The organism is Streptomyces xanthophaeus (assembly GCF_000725805.1).
GTDB classification, from domain to species: Bacteria; Actinomycetota; Actinomycetes; order Streptomycetales; family Streptomycetaceae; genus Streptomyces; species Streptomyces xanthophaeus.
The window spans coordinates 43,077-66,502 of sequence record NZ_KL647134.1 but is presented as its reverse complement, the minus strand read 5'-3'; the positions used below and the strand labels follow the sequence as shown (position 1 = coordinate 66,502).

Genomic DNA, 23,426 nt, shown 5'->3' with positions numbered 1-23,426 from the left:
TTCCCACTCGATCGTTCGCAAGAAAGCTGCTTGACGGTAAGTAGCTTAGCGGTAAGCTACTTTCGAGCAAGCTACTTCGGGGGGAAGCGTCGCGATCGCCACCCGCCGCCTTCCGCCCGTCTTCCTCATCTGCCCGAGGAGTCACCCGTCATGAAGCGCCTCGCCACCGTCGCCCTGACCGCGCTCGCCCCCATCTCCTGGGGTTCGACCTACGCCGTCGCCACCGAACTGCTGCCGCCCGACCGGCCGCTGTTCACCGGGGCGATGCGCGCCCTGCCCGCCGGGCTGCTGCTGATCTCCCTCTCCCGCACGCTGCCCAAGGGCTCCTGGTGGTGGAAGTCCGCCGTCCTCGGCACCCTCAACATCGGCGCCTTCTTCCCGCTGCTCTTCCTCTCCGCCTACCGCCTGCCCGGCGGCGTCGCGGCCGTACTGGGCGCCGCCGGACCGCTGTTCGTCGTCGGCCTCGCCGCCCTGCTCCTGGGGGAGCGGGCGAGCCTGCGCACCGTGCTCGCCGCCGTCGTCGGGGCCTTCGGCGTCAGCATGGTGGTCCTCACCGCCGAGGCGCAGCTCGACCTGGTCGGCGTCATCGCCGGAGTGGTCTCCTCGGCCTCCATGGCGGCCGGTACGGTCATGACCAAGCGCTGGGGCCGCCCCGAGGGAGTCGGACCGCTGGCCGTGACCGGCTGGCAGCTGACCGCGGGCGGGCTGGTCATCATCCCGATCGCCGCCCTGGTCGAAGGGGCGCCGCCCGCCCTCGACGGCAAGGCCTTCCTCGGCTACGGCTACATGATGCTGATCAACACCGGGATCGCGTACTGGCTGTGGTTCCGCGGCATCGGGCAGCTCACCGCCACCTCGGTCACCCTGCTGGGCCCGCTCTCCCCGCTGACCGCGGCCGTCATCGGCTGGGCGGCCCTCGGGCAGGGGCTGTCCCCGGTGCAGCTGGCGGGCATGGCGATCGCCTTCGGTGCCACCGTCGTCGGCCAGCTGTTCGCGGCCAGGACCGCGAAGGCGGCACAACCGTTCAGTTCTACTGAAGAGAATGATCGAAACATTTCGATGGACCTGAGCGATAGCCGGGTGCGACGGTAGATCCCACGCCGATCGAACAGACCCGAGGGGGAAACACACAGTGGCCGTCATGGACCGCGTCCGTACCGTTTCGCACGACAGGGCCACGGCCCGGGGCACGAAGGGGGCCGCCGGACTCGGCGTCCTCCTCGCCCTCCTCGCGACGGTCGTGTGGTCCGGCAGCTTCGTCGCCACCCGGGGCATGGCCGACCACGTGCCCCCCGTCCAGGCCGTCTTCTGGCGCTGGATCATCGCCACCCTCGCGGTCGCCCCCTTCGCCGCCCGCCGGGCCTGGCGGCAGCGGGCACTGATCCGCCGCCACCTGGGCTACATCTCCCTCGCCACGCTGTTCGGCGTCACCCTCTACAACACCCTCGTCCACCAGGCCGGTCTGACCACCTCCGCCTCCAACATGGGCATGATCATGGCTGCTTCGCCGGTCGTCATGGCCCTCTACGCCCGCCTCGGCGGTGAACGCCTCGGCGCACGCCGCACCTTCGGGCTGCTGCTCGCCGCCCTCGGCGTGCTGCTGCTGGTCGGCGACGGCTCCCTCGGCTTCGACTTCGGCGCGGGCGACCTGTGGATGTTCGGCGCGGCCCTCTCCTTCGCCACGTACAGCGCCCTGCTCAAGCGCAAGCCCGCCGAACTCGGCGGACCGGCCTTCCTGATCACCACGTTCGTGCTCGGAGCGCTGATGCTGGCACCCGCCTACGCGGTCTCCGTCGCCGTCCAGGGCGGCTTCGAGGTCACCACGGGGACCGTCGGGCCGCTGCTCTACGTCGGGGTGTTCTCCTCGGCCGTCGCCTTCTTCGCCTGGAACAAGGCGGTCTCGGTCATCGGGGCGGCCCGCGCCGGAGTCGTCTACTACCTCCAGCCGGTCTGCGTGGCGGGGCTCGGCCTGCTGCTCCTCGGCGAGCGGACGGGACCGGCGCAGCTGCTGTGCATGGCGCTGATCCTCGGCGGGGTCGGGCTGGGAAGTGCCCGGCGGTAGGTTCGGTCCCATGACCGAGTGGGACATCAAGAAGCTGCGGATCCTGCGGACCCTCGCCGAACAGGGCACCGTGACCGCGACGGCCGAGGCGCTGCACATGACGCCCTCGGCCGTTTCGCAGCAGCTGACGAACCTCGCCCGGCAGCTCGGCGTGGTCCTGCTGGAGGCACAGGGCCGCCGGGTCCGCCTCACCGACGCCGCCCACCTCGTCCTGCGGCACGCGGAGGCGGTCTTCGCGCAGCTGGAACGGGCCGACGCGGAGCTGGCCGGATACCTGGCCGGGGACGCGGGCGAGGTCCGCATCGGCGCCTTCTCCACCGCGGTGCCGGCCCTCGTGGTCCCGGCGGTCGCGGCCCTGCGCCGGACCCACCCCCGGGTGGAGGTCCGGGTCCGCGAGACGGAGGCCGCCGAGTCCTACGAGCTGCTGTCCGCCGGGGTCGTCGACCTCGCCCTGTCGCTGGCCGCCCACGCGCCGACCGCGCGGGACGGCCGCTTCACCCGGATCACCCTGCTGGAGGACCCCCTGGACGTGGCGCTGCCGCCGGACCACCCCCGGGCGGGCGCGCGGACCCTGCGGCTCGCCGACCTCTCCGGGGACCCGTGGATCTACGGGGGCAGCGGCCCCTGGTCGCAGATCGCCCGCGGCGCCTGCGAGGCGGCGGGCTTCGTGCCGGAACAGGCGCACTCGGCCTCCGGCTGGACCGCGATCCTGGCCATGGTCGAGGCGGGCATGGGAGTTGCCCTCGTCCCCCGCATGGTGTCGAGCCGGGCCTCGGGCGTGGCGGTCCGGGTCCTCACGCACGACCGCCCCACCCGCCACGTCGTCGCCGCGGTCCGCAGGGGCGCGGAGACCGGCCCGGCGGTGGCCCATGTCCTGGCAGCGCTGCGGGACGCGGCCGCCGCCCGGCGGCAGGGACCGTAGGCCGCGCGGGCACGGAACGGCGAAGGCCCCCGCCGGAAGGACAGTCCTTCCGGCGGGGGCCTTCGGCGCAGCCTCGAAGCCTCAGCCTCGAAGCCTCAGCCCCGGAGCCTCAGCCGCGGGCCGCGGCGGCGTCCGCTGCCTGGGCCTTCAGCGCACGCTCGACGCCCGAACGCGACTCCAGCACCAGGCGGCGCAGGGCCGCGTTGGGCTCGGCCTCGGCCAGCCAGGCGTCGGTCGCCTCCAGCGTCTGCGGGGAGACCTGGAGGGAGGGGTAGAGCCCCACCGCGATCTGCTGGGCGATCTCGTGGCTGCGGGTCTCCCACACGCCCTTGACCGCCTCGAAGTACTTCGCGGTGTACGGGGCCAGCAGCTCGCGCTGGCCGGTCTGCACGAAGCCGCCGATGACGGCCTCCTGCACGGCGTTCGGCAGGTCGGCGGACTCCACCACCGAGGCCCACGCCTCGGCCTTGGCCTCGGCCGTCGGGCGCGCGGCCCGCGCCGTCGCCGCGTGGCGCTCACCGGCCGCGGTGGCGTCCAGCTCCAGCTCCGCCGCGATCTCCGGCTCGCCCGCGACGCCCGTGGCGACGAGGCGCTCCAGGAGCGCCCACCGCAGCTCGGTGTCGACGGCCAGGCCCTCGATCTGCTCCGTGCCGTCCAGCAGCGCCGTCAGCAGGGCCAGCTGCTCCGGGGTGCGGGCGGTGGCCGCGAAGGCACGGGCCCACGCCAGCTGGTGGTCGCCGGAAGGCTCGGCCGCCCGCAGGTGCTCCAGGGAGGCCTCGGTCCAGATCGCGAGGCCCTCCTCGCGCCAGGCCGGGTCGGCGTACAGCTCGACGGCCGTCTTGACCTGCCGCTGGAGCGACTGGACGACGCCGATGTCGGATTCCTTGCCGATGCCGGAGAGGACCAGCGCGAGGTAGTCGCGGGTGGCGAGCTCGCCGTCGCGCGTCATGTCCCAGGCCGAGGCCCAGCACAGCGCCCGCGGCAGCGACTCGGTGAAGTCGCCCAGGTGCGCGGTGACCGTGGCCAGGGACTCCTCGTCCAGGCGGACCTTGGCGTAGGACAGGTCGTCGTCGTTGAGCAGGACGACGGCCGGCCGGGTGCGGCCCACGAGCTGGGGCACGGCCGTCAGCTCGCCGTCGATGTCCAGCTCGATGCGCTCGGTGCGGACCAGGGCGCCGCCCTGGAGCTCGTACAGGCCCACCGCGATGCGGTGCGGCCGCAGCGTCGGCTCGCCCTTGGCGCCGGCCGGCAGGGCCGGAGCCTCCTGGCGCACCGCGAAGGCGGTGACGACGCCCTGGGCGTCGGTCTCGATCTCCGGGCGCAGCACGTTGATGCCGGCCGTCTCCAGCCACGCCTTCGACCAGGCGGTCAGGTCGCGGCCGGAGGTCTCCTCCAGGGCGCCGAGCAGGTCGGACAGACGGGTGTTCCCGAAGGCGTGCGCCTTGAAGTAGGCCTGCACGCCCTTGAAGAAGGCGTCCGTGCCGACGTAGGCGACGAGCTGCTTGAGCACCGAGGCGCCCTTGGCGTACGTGATGCCGTCGAAGTTGACCAGGACGTCGTCCAGGTCACGGATGTCCGCCATGATCGGGTGCGTGGACGGCAGCTGGTCCTGCCGGTACGCCCAGGTCTTCATCGAGTTGGCGAAGGTGGTCCACGCGTGCGGCCACCTGGAGCCCTCGGCGTCCGCCTGGCAGGCGATCGAGGTGTAGGTGGCGAAGGACTCGTTCAGCCACAGGTCGTTCCACCACTCCATGGTGACCAGGTCGCCGAACCACATGTGCGCGAGCTCGTGCAGGATCGTCTCGGCGCGCATCTCGTACGCCGCGTCCGTCACCTTCGAGCGGAAGACGTACTGGTCGCGGAGGGTGACCGCGCCCGCGTTCTCCATCGCGCCCGCGTTGAACTCCGGGACGAAGAGCTGGTCGTACTTGGCGAAGGGGTAGTCGCAGGCGAACTTCTCCTGGAACCAGTCGAAGCCCTGCCGCGTGACCTCGAAGATCGCGTCCGCGTCCAGGAACTCGGCCAGCGAGGGACGGCAGTAGATGCCGAGCGGCACGGACTGGCCGCCCGGACCCTCGTAGGTGCTGTGCACCGCGTGGTACGGGCCCACGATCAGCGCGGTGATGTAGCTGGAGATGCGCGGGGTCGGCGCGAAGCGCCAGACGTTGTCCTTGACCTCGTCCGCCGAGGGCGTCGGGGAGTTCGAGATGACCGTCCAGCCCGCCGGGGCGGTCACGGTGAACTGGAAGGTGGCCTTCAGGTCGGGCTGCTCGAAGCTGGCGAAGACCCGCCGCGCGTCCGGAACCTCGAACTGGGTGTAGAGGTAGGCCTGCTGGTCGACCGGGTCGACGAAGCGGTGGAGGCCCTCACCGGTGTTGGTGTACGCGCAGTCCGCGACGACCCGGAGCTCGTTGGCCCCGGCGGCCAGGTGGTTCAGGGCGATCCGCGAGTCCCGGAAGACGGCCGCCACGTCCAGCGCCTTGCCGTTCAGGACGACCTCGTGCACGGCCGGGGCGACCAGGTCGATGAAGGTCTCGGCACCGGCCTCGGCCGACTGGAAGCGCACGGTGGTCACGGACGGGTAGGTGCCGCCGTCCTGCGCGCCGCTGAGATCGAGTTCTACCTCGTACGCGTCGACGGTGAGCAGCTTTGCCCGCTGCTGAGCCTCTTCACGGGTGAGATTCGTGCCTGGCACGCGGTCATCTCCTTCGATGGTGACGTTCCGGCCCATCCTTCCATGGGGGCGGAGCTGCCACGCCGGGGTGATCCGCACGGCCCGGGCGCAGACAGGCCGCCCGCCCATGTTCCCCCCGTGGCGGGCCGACCGTGCTGATCCGGTGCTGCTGTGCCGACAGACGTGCTGACTGCTGGTGCTGCTGACTGCTACTGCTGACTGCTACTGCTGAGAGCTAATTGCTGAGCGCGGCCGTCTCGCGCTGTGCGGCGCGGTCCAGGCTGATGATGATCCAGTCGGCCAGTTCCCGGCCGGAGCGCTCGGCGGCGCCCGCCCAGAGGGTCTCCCGCTCCGCCGTCGTACGGAGCTGGAGCTGGACCTCGGCTTCCTTGCGGTCGGCCCCCTCGCCCGCCGCGGCCGCCGATCCGGCCAGCGCCGCCTGCCGCAGGTGCTGGCGCAGCGCGTTGCGGGACCAGCCCTCCTGGGCGGCGCGCTCCAGCCACATCGCGCGCTTCGCGGGTTCGAGCGAGGCGACCTCGGCGTGGTGCTGGAAGCTGACCTTGGGATGCCGCTCCGAGGCCGGGAACCGCCGGGCGATCCATGCGTAGTTCCGCAGGGTCTTGTAGTCCAGGCAGGTCTCCTCCATGGCCTGCCGGTAACGGCCGGGGTAGGTCTCCTGGCCGAAGATCAGCCAGTCGCCGAGCCACCAGCACGAGGAGTCCGCTATCAGGAAGAGGTGTCTGCCGAACCGCTTCCACTCCGACAGGGGGAAGTCCGGTGGCAGGGACAGGCCGGTGCGGCGCGTGAGGGGCGGTACACCGGGGGCGGGTCTGGGCGTGCGCAGGGCGGTCGTACTCGTCTCCATGCTGCTCACTTCTCTGGTCAAGTTCGGTCGGTTGACGTCAGGTCGATCAAGGCAGGAAGCGGTCTGTCGGTCGGTGTTCCGCCTTGTGACGTGACGTCAAATGTGCTTTTGTGCCGTGCTGTTGAGCGCGGAGCTGTCGTGCTGCGGGCACGTGGGCCTGGCGCGGGAAGGTGGTACTGCGGTCGGACCGCAGCACCTGACCACCGTCCCGGCGGAAGCTGGTGAACCGTGCCGTGCGATGCACGCGGGCGCGAAGGCGCCGCCGGCTCAACGAGCGATGGCCGGTGGCCGGACCGGGCTATGTGCCCCGGTCGGCCTGTATGTACAGTTTCGCGTCAATTTACCGCTCCCCATGCGGCGGGCAACAAGCGCTGGTCAACAAGGAGTTTGACATCGCGCTGTGGCCTGGTCCAGATCAATCGACCGGCATTAATCGTGCCTGGCAGAAGAATGCCAAGCCCGGGACGGGTGTGCCCACTTCCGTGGTGGAACCGTGGTTCTTCCGGTGGATCGGGCGTCCGGCAGGAGGATCTGCTGCCCTTGCCCGGCCGGCGTCGGTCAGGGGCGGCCGGCCGCCCCCCTCTCCCGGCTCCGGGCCGGGTGCCGGGGAGCGGGCCGAAGGGGGCGGTGGGCGGGGCGGTGGGCGGGGTGGCGGACGGGGCGGTGAAGGGGCCGGAAATGCCGGTCCGTGTATTCCGGAATCCATTCGGCGCTCTTGTGTGGACCTGCGCGGAGGGCTCATTCCGTATGGACATCGAGCGTTCATAAAGGACCGCCCCCGGGATCTCTTGTTCTCGGGTTAATTACTCGGAGTTCATGGCCCGCCGGAGGTCCGGTGGAACCGGAATGGCCACTTTCAATTACCTTCCGGGCCGCCCTGCGATCCGCAGCGATTTCGGCTGAAAGGATTCGGCCGGCCCTCGCGGCGGGCACCCGCGTGTCCCGCCAGCGGGACACGCGGGCCGGTCGAAGCGCGAGGCCCCGCACCGTTACCGGGAGTTCGGTGGCTGATACCCGCTTACTGCCGGAAGCCGGGCGCCGAGCCGCGCCGGAGGTCATCGGAGGTACGGGCTCCAGGGCGACGGACTTTCTCCGTCCGTCGCCGGATTCGGCCCTCGAAGAGCTTTTCATCGCTGCCCCTTTGCGCTATAGGGCCATCGTGCCCCGAAGGCACTCGAATCACGCTCGACAACGCTTGCGACCTGTTGCATGATCCATTCGTCGATCGGCGCGGGGGGCTGGATGATGACGCCGACGTCATTTCCGTGTTTGGCGAAATCGGACTCTGTCGATTTCCGGACCCGTGCGGTTCGAGCCTCCTGCGGCCCTCGGCACCGACCACTGCCGACGGGTTCCGCCGACAGCTCGGCGCGCGATCCCCCGTGACGGACCGACCAGTCTTTGTTCGAACTTCCTTTACGGAGCCATGAGCGCCATGTCCCATGCCCTGCCTCTGCTGTGTCTGCCCTTCGCCGGCGCCGGTGCCAGCTTCTACAAGCCCTGGTGTTCCCTCGGGGTCGAGGGCGTCGAAGTCCGGCCGCTCCAGTTGCCCGGCCGTGAGCGCCTGCTCGACCAGGACCCGTACACCGACGTGCACGCCGCCGCCGACGGGCTGCTGGCCGATGCCCTCGAAGCCGCGGGGGACGGGCCGGTGGCCGTGTTCGGGCACAGCCTCGGCGCGATCCTCGCGTACGAGCTGGCCCACCGGATCGCCGACCACGGCGCGGGCGAGCTGGTCCACCTGTTCGTGAGCGGATCGCAGGGGCCGTGGAACGGCCGTACCGAGCGGGCGACCGGTCTGGACGACGACGCCTTCCTCGCCCGGGTCCAGGAGTTCGCGGGCTACACGCACCCCGCCTTCGAGATCCCGGAGATGCGCGAGCTGCTGCTCCCCACCCTCCGGGCCGACGTGGAGATGCACGAGGCCTACGCGCCCGCCTCCGAGCGCAAGCTCACCGCGCCCATCACCTCGGTCCGCGGCGTCGACGACCACCTCGTCTCGGCCGAAGCGGCCGGCCACTGGCGCGACGCGACCAGTGCGGCCTTCACCGCCGTGGACGTACCCGGTGACCACATGTACCTCGACGCGGATGCCAAGTCGCTGCTCGAGCTGATCGCCTCGCGACTGCGGTCCGGGCGTACGGAGAACTGACGTGCGACTCTCCCAGAAGACCGTCCTCATCACCGGCGCCGCCCGCGGCCTCGGCCGTGCCTGCGCCCTGAGGTTCGCCGAGGAGGGCGCCGACCTCGCGCTCCTCGACGTGGCCGCCGACATCGACGACGTGCCCTACCCGCTCGGCACGTCCGCCCAGCTCGAAGCCACCGCACGGCTCTGCCGCGAGCGGGGCGCCTCCGTCCTGGCCACCCGGGCGGACGTACGGCGGCAGGAGGACATCGACGCCGCCGTCGCCGACACCCTCGACCGGTTCGGCCGCATCGACGTCCTGCTCAACAACGCCGGGATCGCGGCCCCTTCCGGCAAGGCCAGCCACGAGATCACCGAGGACGAGTGGCGCGTCATGCTCGACGTCGACCTGTCCGGCGCCTGGCGCATGATCAAGGGCGTTGCCCCCGCCATGGCCCGGCAGCGCTCCGGCAGCATCGTGAACATCTCCTCGACGGCGGGGCTCGTCGGCTACCGCTACTTCGCCGGTTACGTCGCCGCCAAGCACGGCCTGATCGGACTCACCAAGGCCGCGGCCCTCGACTACGCGGCCCTCCAGATCCGGGTCAATGCCCTGTGTCCCGGACAGGTCCGCGAGGAGGCCGCCCTCGAAGGCCGGATGCTCTCGGAGGTCGCCCGCTCGCTCGGTGTCGCCCCGGAGGACCAGGAGACCGCGTTCCTGGAGTCCCAGCCGATGAACGCCCTGGTGAACCCCGAGGACGTGTCCTCGGCCGCCCTGTACCTCGCCAGCGACGACGCCCGTCAGGTGACCGGGAGCGTCGTCACCGTCGACGGCGGATTCAGCACGCGATGAGCGCACAGCACCCCACCACCCCGCCTCCCACCAGCACGAGCCAGGAGATCAGCATGTCAACCCGGATCAGCCCGCCACCGACGGCCGGCCCCGCGGGCAGCGCTGCCGACTTCTTCGCCGGGACGACCTTCGACGCGCGGCCCGCGCGCGCCTGCCACAGCCTGGTGCGCCGGATGCCCGACGGGCTCACCGCCGAGCTGGCCACCGGGCGGCTGGCCGCCGCCCGGGACGCCGGCGTCCTTCCCGCAGGCCTGCGGCTGTGGGTCGAGGACGTGGCCACCCCCGCCGCCCACCCCGCCTCCGAGGCGCTGCGCTCCCGCGAGAGCGCCCGCTACGGCAACGGGCTGCGCGCGGTCCTGCTCGCCTACCCCGACGGAGCCGCCGACCTGGTCCTCGTGGCCCACCGCCGCGCCGTCGACAGCGCCGGGCTCGACCTCGTCGCCCGGGTCCTGGCCGGTACCGCGGACGCCGCGGAGCACCTCGCCGGCCCCGGCGCCGCGCCGCGCCACACCGCCGTGGACGCCGCGCCGCCCGCCTGGGGCCTCGGCGACCCGCGCCGCGCCGGCGTCACCGGCGTGACGCACATCGGCCCCGTGGCCGTCGCCCCGGAACCTGCCACCCCCGTCCTCCTCGCCGCCACCGCCCTCGTGCTGTCCCGCTACGCGGACCGGGGCCGGCCGGTCGGCCTGCTCACCGCCGACCGTGCGGGCCGTGACCGGTTCGCCGCGGTGTCCCTGCCGGTGGACGACGCCACGCCGGTCGCCGACCTGGTCCAGCAGGCCGAGCGGGCCATCGCCGCCGCCCCGCCCGTCGGCGCCGACCGGCCCGTCCCCGCCGTGGGAGTCGTGGAGCTGTCCGGCCAGGACGGGGCCTACCGGCCCTTCCTGGACCTGCCGTTCCCGGTGACCTTCACCTGGGAGCCGCGCCGCGACGGCACCTTCACCGGCCGCCTCGACTACGACGCGTCCGTGCTGGCCCCCGAGGTGGCCGCGCAACTGGCCCGCCACGTCGGCCGGACGGCGGAGCTCATCGGCGCCAAGCCGAACGCCCTGGACCTGCTGAGCGCCGACGTCGAGCTGACCGACGGGCAGGAGGGCGCGGCTCTGCTGGCCCTCGGACGCCCCGAGCCCGCCCCCTCCCGTCCGGCCACCACCGTCCACGGTGCCTTCGCCGCGATCGCGGCCGACCGGCCCGGCGCCCCGGCGCTGTCCGACGCCGCGAAGCAGCTCACGTACGCGGAGCTCGACCGGGCCGCGAGCCGGATGTCCGCCGGACTGGCCGAACGGGGCATCGGACCGGGCTCCTTCGTCGGCGTCTGCCTGGACCGGGACGCCGACCTGCTGGTCACCCTCCTCGCGGTGCTCAAGACCGGGGCCGCCTACGTCCCGATGGACCCGCGCTACCCCGTCGAGCGGCTGCGCTACACGACCGAGGACGCGGGGCTGCGCCTCGTGGTCACGACCCTCGACGGCTTCCCCGCCGTCGACGGCGTCACCGCGGTCCGGCCCGCCGCGCTGGCCGGATCCACCGCCGAGGCGCCCGAGCCCGCGCAGGACCCGGACGCCCCGGCGTACGTCATCTACACCTCCGGATCCACCGGCAAGCCCAAGGGTGTGGTCGTCCCGCACCGCAACGTCGGCGCGCTCCTGGCGGCCACCGCCGAGGACATGCGGCTGGGCCCGGACGACGTGTGGACGCTGTTCCACTCCAGTGCCTTCGACTTCTCCGTGTGGGAGATATGGGGCTGCCTGCTCACCGGCGGCCACCTCGTCGTGGTGCCGTACTGGGTCTCCCGTTCCCCGGAGGAGTTCCACGCGCTGCTCGTCGAGCGCCGCGTCACCGTGCTGAGCCAGACCCCCTCCGCCTTCGCCTCGCTGCGCGACGTGCACCTGGACCAGCAGCGGCCGCTCGCCCTGCGGCTCGTGGTCTTCGGCGGCGAACCGCTGGACGTGCGCTCCCTGGAACTGTGGTTCCGGCGCGAGCCGCACGACCGGTGCCGGCTGGTCAACATGTTCGGCATCACCGAGACCACCGTGCACGTCACCACCCAGACGGTCACCCCCGTCGAGGTGGCCGCCGGTTCCCGCTCGGTGGGCACGGCGCTGCCGGGATGGACGCTCTCCGTGCGCGACACCCGGGGCCGCGTCCAGCCGCTGGGCGTACCCGGCGAGATCTACGTCGGCGGCGCGGGCGTGGCCGACCGCTACCTGAACCGTCCGGAACTCACCGCCGAACGCTTCGTCGACGACCCGCTGACCGGCGAACGCGCCTACCGCAGCGGTGACCTGGGCCGGCTCCGTCCCGACGGGCGGCTCGACCACCTCGGCCGCATCGACGACCAGGTCAAGGTGCGGGGCTACCGCATCGAGCTCGGCGAGGTCCGGTCCGTGCTGCTCGACGACCCGACCGTCTCCGCGGGCGCCGTCGTCCTGAACCAGGGCGACGGGGACGCGGCCGGCGTGCGCCTCGACGCCTACGTGGTGCTGCGGCCGTCCGGCTCGGTCGCCGAGGTCCGGCGCCGGCTGCGCGGTGTCCTCCCGGAGCACATGGTGCCGGGCACCGTCACGGCGGTGCCCGAGATCCCGCTCACCGTGAACGGCAAGGTGGACGCGGCCAGGCTGCCGAAGCCGGACCAGCTCCCCGCGGCCGAGGCGGCCGCCGATGCCGAGGCCGCCGCCGAGGCGGAAGCGGAAGCCCCCGCGGAGCAGGAGGGCCTGACCGACGTGGTCCTGCGCGCCTGGCGGGCCACGCTCGGCCCCGAAGTGGGCCCGGACGACGACTTCTTCGAGCTCGGCGGCAATTCCCTGCTCGCGGTACGGCTCTCCGCCGCCCTGCGCCGGGAGGGTCTGCCGCCCGTACCCCTGCGCGACCTGTACCTCAAGCCGACGGCGGCGCGCCTCGTGGAGCACCTCACGGCGCAGCAGGCGGCAGCGGAAGCAGGGGCGGCGCGACCGTGACCGAGCACATACGCAAGGTGCCCCGGGTCGCGGTCCTGCACGACCTCGGCTCCGCCACGCCGAACGAGATCCTGGCCGCCGCCCACCGGCTCTGCGAAGTGGTCTTCGTGGCCGACTTCGACCGGCCCGGCACCGCCGCGGCCCGGCAGTCCATGCTCGACCTCGCCGAGGTCGTCGACGTCACCGGACGGGACCCGCAGGAGCGGATCCGGCTGCTCCGGGAAGCCGGGGTCGACGGGGTGGTGACGTACAGCGAGTACCAGCTCGCCGAGACGGCGCGCACGGCCGCCGGACTCGGGCTGCCCTACCACGAGACCGGTCTCATCCCGGCGCTGGTGGACAAGCTGGTGCAGCGCCGGATCCTGGCCGAGGCCGGGGTCCAGGCCACCCGCTGCGCGGTCATCGGGGACGATCCCGCCGAGGCGCTCGCCCTCGTCGGCGTCCCGGCGGTCATCAAGCCCCGGATCGGCGCCGGAAGCCTGCACACCACCCGGGTGGACTCCGCCGAGGAGTTCCTGGCCACGGCGGCCGCCCGGCCCGCCGGCATCGAGTTCGTCGCCGAACAGATGCTGGAGGGCGATCCGCAGGTGGCGGGCGAGTTCTGGGGGGACTACGTCTCCGTGGAGTCCGTCCACACCGCGGCCGGCTCCCGGCAGGTCTGCGTCACCGGGAAGTTCGCCCTCGCCGAGCCCTTCCGCGAGACGGGGATGCTGCTGCCGGCCACGCTCGCGCAGGAGGCCGCCGACGAGGTCCTGGCCCTGGAGGCCGCCGCGGTGGCGGCCCTGGGCCTGCGCCACGGCATCACCCACACCGAGATCAAGCTGACGCAGGACGGGCCCCGCATCATCGAGGTCAACGGACGGCTCGGCGGGTACGTCCCGGAGATCCTGCGCCGGGCCACCGGGATCAACCTGGTGCGCGTGGCCCTGGAGGTCGCCCTCGGCCGGGAGCCCCGTATCCCCGCCGCGCGCCAGCGCGGAGTCACCTACCAGTACTTCCTCACGCCGCCGGCCGTCGCGGGCACGCTCACCTCGGTCGACGGGCTGCCCGAGCTCGCCGCGCTGCCCGGCGTCCGCAACGTCGAGGCGCACGCCGAACCGGGGCGGCGCGTGGACTGGCGCGAGGGCACCCAGAGCCACTTGGGCGTGGTCTACGGCTCCGCCCCGGACCACGACAGCCTGCGGACGGTCGCGGAATCGATCACCGCCACCTTCCGCCCCGTCTTCGCGCCGTCGGCCGGCGCGGGCGCGTGAGGCAGGAGCACGAAGAGATGGAACCCACGATGAAAGCTGCGCCGGGCTATCCGCGCGAGGCCACGATCCACGAACTGTTCCTGGTCCAGGCCGCTGCGACCCCCGACGCCCCCGCGGTGATCGGCGAGCACGGCACGCTGACCTACCGTCAGCTGGAGGAGCGCTCGGCCCGCCTCGCGGCCCGCGTCCGGGCCCACGGGGTGCGCCCCGGGGAGCTCGTGGCGGTCCGCGCCGAGCGGAGCCCCGAGTGGGTGGTGGCCAACCTGGCCGTGCTGCGCGCCGGGGCCGCCTACCTGCCGGTCAGCCCTTCCGAGCCGGACCTGCGGGTGGAGTACCTCCTCGAAGACGGCGGCGTACGGCTGCTGCTCGGCGACCGCGAGGGCGAACTGCCCGGCGGCCGCGGGGCCGAGCTGTCCATCCGGGCGGACCTCGCGGACCCGGCGGCGGCCGCCGGTGAACCGGCGGCCGGGGAGCCCGACGGCGTCGGGGCCGAAGGCCTCGCCTACGTGATGTACACCTCGGGCAGCACCGGACGGCCCAAGGGCGTCATGGTGTGCCACCGCAACGTGGTGCGCCTGGTGCGCGGTACGGACTTCGTCGCGTTCTCCGCAGGCATGCGCGTCCTGCAGACCGGCGCCGTCTCCTTCGACGCGAGCACCTTCGAGCTGTGGGGCCCCCTCCTGAACGGCGGCGCGGTCGTCCTGCCCGAGGAGGACGCCGTCCTGGACGCGGGGCGGCTCGGCGCCGCGCTGCGGGAGCACGCCGTCACCACCCTGTGGCTCACCTCCCCCCTCTTCAGCCGGATCGCCCGGCAGGACCCCTCGGTGTTCGCCCCGCTGAGCGACCTCGTCGTCGGCGGGGACGTGGTCGCCGGTGAGCACGTGGCGGCCGTGCTGGCCGCCTCGCCCGGGGTCCGCGTCGTCAACGGCTACGGACCCACGGAGAACACCACCTTCTCCACCACCCACCGCATCGGTGTGGAGGAGACCGGCGGGCCACTGCCCGTCGGGCGCCCCATCGCCCACTCCACCGCCTACGTGCTGGGCCCGGACGGTGCCCCGGTCCCCGCGGGCACCGAGGGCGAGCTGTACGTGGGCGGGGACGGGGTGGCGCTCGGCTACCTGGGCCGCCCCGAACTCACGGGGCAGGTCTTCCTGCCCGACCCCTTCCTGCCCGGCGGGCGCATGTACCGCACGGGCGACCTGGCGCGGCAGCGCCCGGACGGCGTCATCGAGTTCCTCGGCCGGGCCGACGGCCAGGTCAAGATCCGGGGCTACCGGATCGAGCCGGGGGAGATCGAGGCCGTGCTGCGCGGCCACCCGTGCGTCGGCGAGGCCGTCGTCGTCCCGCGGGTGCGCGAGGGCGGCGGCCCGGCCGACCGCTACCTCGCCGCCTACTTCACGGAGGCCGAACCGGTCGACGTCCGTGAGGTGCGCGAGCACCTCGCGGAGCGGCTGCCCCGGCACCTGATCCCCGGGCACCTCGTGCTGCTCGACGCCCTCCCGCTGACGGCCCACGGCAAGGTCGACCGGGCGGCGCTGCCCGATCCGGCCGATCTCCACGACCTGCCGGCGGAGCACGTGCCGCCGCGCGACACGGTCGAGGAGCGGCTGGTGGCGATCTGGGAGAGCGCGCTGCCGGGCGCGGTGGTGGGGGTGCTCGACTCGGCGTTCGACCACGGTGTCGACTCGCTGACCGCCGCCGGGCTCGCGACCGCCATCGGTTCGGAATTCCTCATTCCGGTCACTGTCGCGGACATCTTCCGCAACCCGACCGTCGAGGACCTCGCCGCCCTGATCGGGCAGCGGGCACCCGAACCCCAGGGCCCCGCGGCCCTGCCCGCCGCCCCCTCGGCCGACCACTACCCGCTCGCGCCGCAGCAGTACCCGCTGTTCGTGGCGCAGCGCAGGGACGAGAGCTCGGTCCAGTACAACGTCCCGCTGCTGCTCGACCTGCCGGCCGGCATCGACGAGGCACGGCTCGCGGCGGCCTGGCGGGCCCTGGTCCGGCGGCACGAGGTCCTGCGCACCTCGTTCCTGCTGAAGGACGAACCCGTACAGGTGGTGCACGCCGACGTCGACGCGCCGCTGCGCGTCACCGACGGGGAGCCGCAGCTCGACGAGCTCGTCCGGCCCTTCGACCTGGCGACCGCGCCCCTGGCCCGGGCCGGTCTCCACCGCACCGGCGAGCGGTCCGTCCTCTTCGTGGACCTGCACCACCTCGTGGTCGACGGGCTGTCGCTGGGGCACCTCTTCGGCGACCTCGACGCGCTGTACCACGGCAGGGAACTGCCGCCGGTCGCCCACCCCTACCGGGACTACGCCCACTGGGCGTCCGCCGGGGACGGCAAGACCGTGGCCGAGGAGCAGCGGGCCCACTGGACGGCCGTGTTCCGCGACCGCCCCGCCGCCGCAGAGCTGCCCACCGACCGTCCGCGGCCCGCCCTGCGCACCCACGCCGGCGACCTGCTCCCCTTCCGGCTCGGCAAGGCGCGCACCACCGCGCTGCGCGCCTTCGCGGCGCAGCGTTCCGTCACCCTCTTCGCGCCGCTGGCCGCCGCCTACGCGGTCTTCCTGTCCGTCGCCACGGGGCAGGACGACGTCACCGTCGGGGTGCCGGCCTCCGGCCGGACCGCCCCCGGCCTGGAGGCGGCGGTGGGCATGTTCGTCAACACGGTGCCCCTGCGGCTGCGGCCCGCGGGCGACAAGCCGTTCGGCGTGCTCGTCGACGAGGCGGCCGCCCTGGCCCGCGAAGCCTTCGCCCACCAGGACTTCCCGTACGGCGAACTCGTGCGCGAGGCCGCCGCGGAGCCCACCCCCGGCCGCAACCCCCTCTTCGACACGCTGCTCGCCCTCCAGGCGAGCGCACTGCAGGCCGTCGACTTCCTCGGGGAGCGCGTCCTGCTGCGCCCGCGGCACACCGGACAGGGCATGGCCGACCTGAACATGCAGGTCTTCGAGGAGCCGGACGACCTCCACATCGAGTGGGAGTACTCGACGGAGCTCTTCGACCGCGCCACGGTCACGGCCTTCCGCGACACCTTCCGCGACGTCCTCGACCAGGTGCTCGCGCACCCGGACACGACGGTCGCCTCGCTGGGACGGCCGGCCGGCCCCGGCGGCCTGGACACCACCGCCGCGCCGGAACTTCCCGGCATCGCATTCGACTTCTGATCCACACGCCGAGGAGCACCTCCTTCATGACCTCTCAACTGACCGTCGGGCAGCGCAAGATCGCTGCCTCGCAGCGGCCCGCCTCGGCTGCGTTCTGGGCCCGCTTCCTCGACGGGTCCCGCGCCACCGGGTTCCCGGCCGACCGCCCCGCCGCGGCCCGCACCGGACGCACCCGCTCGGCCGCGGTGCTCGACCTCGACCCGGCGCTGACCGAGCGGCTGACCGCCGTCAGCCGCGGCGACGACACGACCCTGCACACGCTGCTCACCGCGGCCGCGTTCGCCCTGCTGAACGCGTACGGGGCCGAGCGCGACCTGGTCGTGGGCCAGCCCCCGACCGCCGTCGAGCCGCTGGCCCGGATCCTGCCGACCCGCCTCGAACTGCTTCCCGAGGACAGCCTCAAGTCCCTCCTGGGCCGCCTGCGCCAGGCCACCCTGGACGTGCTCGCCCACCAGGACTACCCGGTGGAGCTCACCGGCGCCGAGGTCGAGGTGGCCGTCGCGCTGGAGGGCCTGCACGGCGCGGAAGCCGTCGAGGCGGTCGCCACCGACGTGCTGTTCCACGTGCGCCGCACCCCGGCCGGGCTCGCCGTCGACGTACGGACCGAGACGCAGCGATTCTCCGCGGAGAGCGCCCACCGCCTCGCCGCCCACTACGCGCGCCTGCTCACCGCCGCCCTGGCCGCGCCGGACGCCCCGCTCACGGAGCTGGACCTGACCGGTCCGTCGGACGCGGCCGTGGCCGCCGCGGCCAACGACACCGCGGCGCCGTTCCCCGGCGACGTGACCCTCCCCGAGCTCTTCGCCCGCACGGTGGCGGCGACGCCCGACGCGGTCGCCGTCGTGTCCGATGACGTCTCCCTCACCTTCGCCGAGCTCGACCGCGCCACCACGCGCCTGGCCCGCACCCTGCGGGAGCGGGGCGTGGGCCGGGAGGCCGTCGTCGGCGTCCTCGCCGAGCGCTCGGTCGAGATGCTCGTCGCCGTCCTCGCCGTCCTGAAGGCCGGCGGGGCCTACCTGCCGCTCGACGTCTCCCTGCCCGCCGCCCGCATGACGTACATGCTGGAGGACAGCAAGGCGGGGATCGTCCTGGCGCAGAGCGGCCGCGCCGGCGAGCTGCCCTCCTCCGTCACCGTGCTGGAGCTCGCCGCAGACACCTCCCCGGACGCGGGCGAGCCCCTGGACGCCGGGTCCGCGACCGACGCCGCGTACGTCATCTACACCTCCGGGTCCACGGGCGCCCCCAAGGGCGTCGTCGTCGAGCACCGCAGCGTCGTCAACCGGCTCCACTGGATGCAGCGCGCGTACGCGATCGACGACACCGACACGATCCTGCAGAAGACCCCGGTCTCCTTCGACGTCTCCGTGTGGGAGCTCTTCTGGTGGCACATCGAGGGCGCACGCGTCGCCCTGCTGGCACCCGGCGGCGAGCGCGACCCGGAGGCCATCGTGGCCGCCGTCGAGCGCCACCGCGTCACCACCCTGCACTTCGTGCCCACCATGCTGGGCGCCTTCCTCGACTACGTGGCCGCCACCGGAGCCCAGGGCCGCCTGTCCTCGCTGCGCCAGGTCTTCGCCAGCGGCGAGGCCCTCGGCGTGCACCACGTGCGCCGCTTCGCCGAACTGCTCGGCCACGCCGAGCTGGTGAACCTCTACGGGCCCACCGAGGCCACCGTCGACGTCAGCCACCACCGCACCTCGGCCGAGGACACCGCGGTGCCGATCGGCCTGCCCATCGACAACATCCGGCTGTACGTGCTCGACGAGCAGCGCCGCGAGCGTCCGGTGGGACTGCCCGGCGAGCTGTACATCGCGGGTGACGGCCTGGCCCGCGGCTACCTCCACCGCGCCGAACTCACCGCCGAGCGGTTCGTGGAGAACCCCTTCGAGGGCGAATCGCGCGCCTACCGCACCGGAGACCTCGTCCGGCGGCTGCCGGACGGCTCCCTGGAGTACCTGGGCCGCAACGACTCCCAGGTCAAGCTCCGCGGCTACCGCATCGAGCTGGGCGAGATCGAGCGCCGCCTCCTCGACCACCCGGGAGTCGGCGACGCGGTGGTCGTGGTGCGCACCGGCGGGGACGGGCACCAGCGGCTGGTCGGCTACGCCGTCGCCGGCGAGGGCGCCGGGGAGCGGCCGACGGAGCAGCAGCTGCGGGGCGACCTCGCCGGGACGCTGCCCGAGTACATGGTCCCGGCCCGCATCGTCGTGCTGGACGCCTTCCCGCTCTCGCCCAACGGAAAGCTCGACCGGGGCGCCCTGCCGGAGCCCGCCACCGAGGCCGTGGGCCACGTGGAGCCCCGCACCGACAGCGAGAAGGCGCTGGCCGCGCTGATCGCCGAGGTGCTGGGCCGCGACCGGATCGGCGTGCACGACAGCTTCTTCGCGCTCGGCGGCACCTCCATCCACTTCGTCACGGTGCTGGCGAAGGCGCGCAGGCTCGGCCTGTCCTTCACGTTCCAGCAGCTCTTCGCCAACCCCACCGTCGCCGCCCTGGCGGCCGTGCTGGACGAGGGTGGAGCCACCGACGAGCTGCGCCACGAGTTCGCCCCCTTCGAGCTCATCAGCGAGGAGGAGAGGTCGCGTCTGCCGGAGGACGTCGAGGACGCGTACCCGATGTCGATGCTCTCGGCGGGCACCATCTTCCAGAGCGAGATGACCCGGGGCAGCTCCCAGTACCACGACATCATCGGCTACCTGATCAACAGCGGCTTCGACGCCGATGCCTTCACCGAGGCCGTACGCATCCTGGTCGCCCACAACCCGATCTTCCGCACCAGCTACCGCCTCAGCGGCTTCCGCGACTACCTCCAGCTCGTCCACAAGGCCGTGAACCCGCCGCCGGTGTTCATCGCGGACATCCGCCACCTCGACGAGGCGGCCCAGGAGGCCTGGTACGAGGAGTGGGAGCGCGAGGAGAAGGCCCACGCCTTCGACTGGGAGTACCCCGGGCTCATCCGGCTGCACGTCCACGTCCTGCGCGACGACCTGTACCGCTACAGCATCAGCCAGCACAACTCGGCCCTGGACGGCTGGAGCATCAACCTGGTGCACACCAAGCTGTTCGAGATCTACCACGCGCTGTGCACCGACGGCGTGTTCACCGGCGAGCCGGTCCCCAACCACCTGCGCAACTTCATCGGCCTGGAACAGCAGTCGATCAACTCCCAGGCGGACCGGCAGTACTGGCTGGACCGCCTGGAGGACCGGCCGCAGACGGTCATCCCCCGGCTGCGTCCGCGGGACGAGGAAGCCGCGTTCCACGTCGTCCTCCAGGACGTGCCGCTCCCGCGCGGGCTCTCCGACCGGATCGTGGCCCTGGCCGGCCGGCTCGGCGTCCCCGTCAAGACGGTCCTGCTCGCCGCCCACATGAAGGTCCACGCCGCGGTGACCGGCGAGCAGGACGTGATGACCGGCTACGAGCACAGCGGCCGGCCGGAAGCCGCGGACGCGGAGAAGGCGTGCGGTCTCTTCCTCAACTCGGTGCCGCTGCGCGTGGAACTCACCGGGGGCAGCTGGGAGGGGCTGGTCCGGCAGATCTACGACGCCGAGACCTCGTTCCTGCCGCACCGCCGCTACCCGATGGCCAAGATGAAGCAGGACCTGCAGACCCAGGTCCCGCTGTTCGAGACCGTCTTCAACTTCACGCACTTCTACTCGCTGAAGAAGCTGCGGGAGCTGCCCGAGTTCTCCCTGCTGGACGTCCGCGCCGTGGCCATCACGGAGTTCCCGTTCCGCTCGGAGTTCTCCCGGCACTTCTACACCGACGAGGTGCAACTGAGCCTGCACTACCACGCCGACGCGTTCGACAACGATCACATCGTGCGCATCGGCGGCTACTTCGTCACCGCGCTCGACCGGATGACCGCCGACCCGTCCGACGACCACAGCGCCCTGCCGCTGGCGGGCGACGAGGAGCTGGCCGCGCTCACGGAGTTCGGCTCCCGCCCGCAGCCGTCCCTGCCCGGCGCCGCGGCGGGCGACCGCGTCCTGGTCCTCGACCCGGCCGGGCTGCCCTCGCCGATCGGGGCCGAGGGCGACATCGCCCTGGACCGCCCGGACGGCACCCGCTCCCTCGTGGGCCGGGGGCGCTGGCTGGAGGCGGGCGTCCTGGAGCAGGCCGGTGACGGGGCCGAGGCGCCGCAGGCGCCCGAGGCGGCGCAGGACGCCCCCGGGGAAGGGGACGGCGAACTGTCCTCGATGGCGCTGCGCATCGCGGCGGTCTGGGGCGAGGTCCTCGGCACCGACCCCACGACCATCGGGCTCGGCGACGACTTCTTCGACCTCGGCGGCAACTCGCTGGCGGCGATGCGCGCCGTGATGATGCTGGGCGGCCTGGTGACGATCAAGGACGTGATGCGCAACTCCCGTCTGGGCGAGCAGGCGGCGCTGGCCGAGAAGCTCAGCCAGGACGAGGGACACGGCGTCCTGGTGCGGCTCACGCCCGCCGACGAGCGTCCGTCCTCGACGCTCGTCTGCTTCCCCTACGGCGCAGGCCACGCGGTGCACTTCCGCCCGGTCGCCGACGCGATGCGGCGCAAGGACCCCTCCTTCGCCGTCCTGGGCGTCGAACTGCCCGGCCACGACCCCAAGTCCGGCGCCGACGAGCTGATGCCGGTCGACGGCATCGCGGGCCTGGTCGTCGAGGAACTGCTGAGCCAGGAGCGCGGCAGGATCGTCCTGTGGGGCCACTGCGTCGGCTCCGCACTGGCCATCGAGGTGGCCCGGCTGCTGCGGGCCCGCGACATCGAGGTGGAGCACCTGTTCATCGGCGCCAAGCTGCTGTACGACACCGACGCCCTGCAGGAGTCCATCGACTACGTCTCCTCCATGACGTACGAGGACATCAAGCACTGGCTCACCGTGGAGACCGGCTTCACCGGCTTCGACGAGCTCGGAGCCTCCTACGCCGACCTGCTCGTGCGCACCTTCCGGCACGACTCCACCAGCGCCAACGCCTATTACCTCAACGGGCACGCCGACGCCTCCGCGGCGGCCGACGCGCCGGTGGACGTACCGACGACGGCCGTGTACGCGGCCGACGACCCGGTCACCACCGGCTTCGCGGAGCGCTACCAGGACTGGAAGCCCTTCACCGGCGTCCCGCGCCTGCTGGAGATCCCCGGCGGCGGCCACTACTTCACCCGCACCCGCCCGGCCAAGGTCGTCGAGATCGTCCTCGCGGCGCTGGACCAGGCCGGGGCCCCGACCGACGAGCCGAAGGGAGAGGCCGATGGCGACCGCTGACGCACTGGCCACCGCCTCCGTGGACCTGTCCTCCCCCGCGGAGTTCGTCCCGGACCCGCCCTACCGGACCTGGGCCGCGATGCGCGACCTGCCGCAGCTCCCCTGGCAGGACCGGCCCGACGCGCCCGGCTTCTACTCGGTGACCCGGCACGACCACACGCGGACCGTCCTGCGCGACGTCGCCACGTACAGCTCCGAGTGGGGCATGACGCTGGACAGCACCCTCGGCGTACGCGACCCCGCGGCAGGGCTGATGATCGAGCTGACCGACAAGCCCCGGCACGCCCGGCTGCGCAAGCTGGTCACCGCGGCCATCACCCCGCAGTTCGTCCACTCGCTCACCCCGGTCATCGAACGGCACGCCCGGCAACTGGCCGAAGCGGCCGTACGCCAGGGCGAGGTGGACGCGGTCAGCACGCTGACCGCCCCGATGCCGCGCCTGGCCATCGGCTCCATCCTCGGCATCCCCGAGGAGGACCGGGAGGGCGTCGCCTCGATGGCCAGCCGCGCCATCACCGGCACCGAAGCGGCGGGAGCCGCGGCGCCCACCCTGGCCGAGCGCCGCCGGTGCAGCGAGACCGGCAACAACGACCTGCTCATGTACTTCGTGGAGATCATCGAAGGCGAGCCGCACCGGCTGGACCCGAACGGGATCGTCCGCCGCCTGATGGACATCGAGATGGACGGTGAGCGGCTGTCCTCGGACGAGGTCCTGCTCAACTGCCTGAACCTGGCCATCGGGGGCTACGAGACCACCAAGAACGCCGTCGCGGCCGGCCTGTACCGGATCGCCACCCAGCCGGGGGCCTGGCAGTGGCTGCGCGAGGACCACGGCCGCATCCCGGCCATGCTCGAGGAGATGCTCCGCTTCGACACCCCCGCCATGCACCTCATCCGCACGGTGACCCGGCCCGCCGTGCTCGGCGGAACGGAGCTGAAGGAGGGGGACACGGTCTGCGTCTGGCTCTCGGCCGCCAATCGTGACCCCGAGGTGTTCGAGGCGCCGGACGAGTTCCGTCTCGACCGCACGCCCAACAACCACCTCTCCTTCACCATCGGACCGCACTTCTGCCTGGGCGCCGTACTGGCCCGGCTGGAGATGCGCTCGCTCTTCACCGAACTCCTCACCCGCGTGGAGTCGGTGGAGGCCCTGTCCGGTCTGGTCCGCAGGCCGTCGAACTTCATCGCCGGAATCGACCGGTTCGACATCGCCCTGCGTCAGGCCTGAGCCCCGCGCCCCGGGCGCCCCGGAGCCCCGGCTCCGGGGCGCCCGTCCTGCCGCTGCGCCCCCTCAAC

Annotated in this window: 12 protein-coding genes; 10 read left to right on the top strand and 2 right to left on the bottom strand. The window is 72.9% G+C overall.

Going from position 1 to position 23,426, the window contains the following annotated elements; all coding sequences use genetic code 11:
* Nucleotides 1-150: 150 nt before the first annotated feature.
* Genes IO30_RS0134815 through IO30_RS0134805 form a run of 3 tightly spaced genes read left to right on the top strand, consistent with a single transcriptional unit; the run spans nucleotide 151 to nucleotide 2,984 of the window.
* The gene (locus tag IO30_RS0134815; protein ID WP_031149840.1) at nucleotides 151-1,092 is read left to right on the top strand and encodes an EamA family transporter; all 942 of its coding nucleotides are present in this window, start codon (nucleotides 151-153) and stop codon (nucleotides 1,090-1,092) included.
* 49 nt (nucleotides 1,093-1,141) lie between these two features.
* Nucleotides 1,142-2,062: a DMT family transporter gene (locus IO30_RS0134810; protein WP_051902806.1), complete on the top strand. Its 921-nt coding sequence runs from the start codon at nucleotides 1,142-1,144 to the stop codon at nucleotides 2,060-2,062.
* A gap of 10 nt (nucleotides 2,063-2,072) precedes the next feature.
* Nucleotides 2,073-2,984 (top strand): LysR family transcriptional regulator, encoded by a 912-nt coding sequence (locus IO30_RS0134805; RefSeq protein WP_031149838.1) that lies wholly within the window; start codon nucleotides 2,073-2,075, stop codon nucleotides 2,982-2,984.
* A gap of 109 nt (nucleotides 2,985-3,093) precedes the next feature.
* Here the strand turns inward: IO30_RS0134805 and pepN are convergent, their stop codons facing one another.
* Complete coding sequence (pepN, locus tag IO30_RS0134800) at nucleotides 3,094-5,679, bottom strand: aminopeptidase N (RefSeq protein WP_031149836.1); 2,586 nt, start codon at nucleotides 5,677-5,679, stop codon at nucleotides 3,094-3,096.
* A 214-nt stretch (nucleotides 5,680-5,893) separates the two neighbouring features.
* Entirely contained in the window at nucleotides 5,894-6,523 is a 630-nt protein-coding gene (locus tag IO30_RS0134795; protein ID WP_051859785.1) for an LmbU family transcriptional regulator, read from the bottom strand.
* Nucleotides 6,524-7,958: 1,435 nt separating this feature from the next.
* On the opposite strand from IO30_RS0134795, the gene IO30_RS0134790 reads away from it, so the two are divergent.
* From IO30_RS0134790 to IO30_RS0134755, 7 genes are read left to right on the top strand one after another with little or no spacing between them, the layout of a single operon-like run.
* Nucleotides 7,959-8,675 carry a thioesterase II family protein gene (locus IO30_RS0134790; RefSeq protein ID WP_031149833.1) on the top strand — a complete coding sequence of 239 codons (717 nt, stop codon included), beginning with the start codon at nucleotides 7,959-7,961 and terminating at the stop codon, nucleotides 8,673-8,675.
* A 1-nt stretch (nucleotide 8,676) separates the two neighbouring features.
* On the top strand, nucleotides 8,677-9,501 hold the full coding sequence (locus tag IO30_RS0134785; RefSeq protein WP_031149831.1) for a mycofactocin-coupled SDR family oxidoreductase: 825 nt from the start codon (nucleotides 8,677-8,679) through the stop codon (nucleotides 9,499-9,501).
* Nucleotides 9,502-9,554: 53 nt separating this feature from the next.
* The gene (locus IO30_RS0134775) at nucleotides 9,555-12,458 is read left to right on the top strand and encodes an amino acid adenylation domain-containing protein (protein WP_234321911.1); all 2,904 of its coding nucleotides are present in this window, start codon (nucleotides 9,555-9,557) and stop codon (nucleotides 12,456-12,458) included.
* Entirely contained in the window at nucleotides 12,455-13,711 is a 1,257-nt protein-coding gene (locus IO30_RS0134770; protein ID WP_051859783.1) for an ATP-grasp domain-containing protein, read from the top strand. Before IO30_RS0134775 ends, IO30_RS0134770 begins: the two co-directional genes overlap by 4 nt.
* A gap of 29 nt (nucleotides 13,712-13,740) precedes the next feature.
* Entirely contained in the window at nucleotides 13,741-16,884 is a 3,144-nt protein-coding gene (locus tag IO30_RS0134765; RefSeq protein WP_167347304.1) for a non-ribosomal peptide synthetase, read from the top strand.
* Between the two features lie 26 nt (nucleotides 16,885-16,910).
* Entirely contained in the window at nucleotides 16,911-22,130 is a 5,220-nt protein-coding gene (locus tag IO30_RS0134760; protein ID WP_051902788.1) for a non-ribosomal peptide synthetase, read from the top strand.
* Entirely contained in the window at nucleotides 22,117-23,358 is a 1,242-nt protein-coding gene (locus tag IO30_RS0134755; protein ID WP_051902787.1) for a cytochrome P450, read from the top strand. The genes IO30_RS0134760 and IO30_RS0134755 overlap by 14 nt, the downstream gene beginning before the upstream one ends.
* The last annotated feature ends 68 nt before the right edge of the window (nucleotides 23,359-23,426 follow it).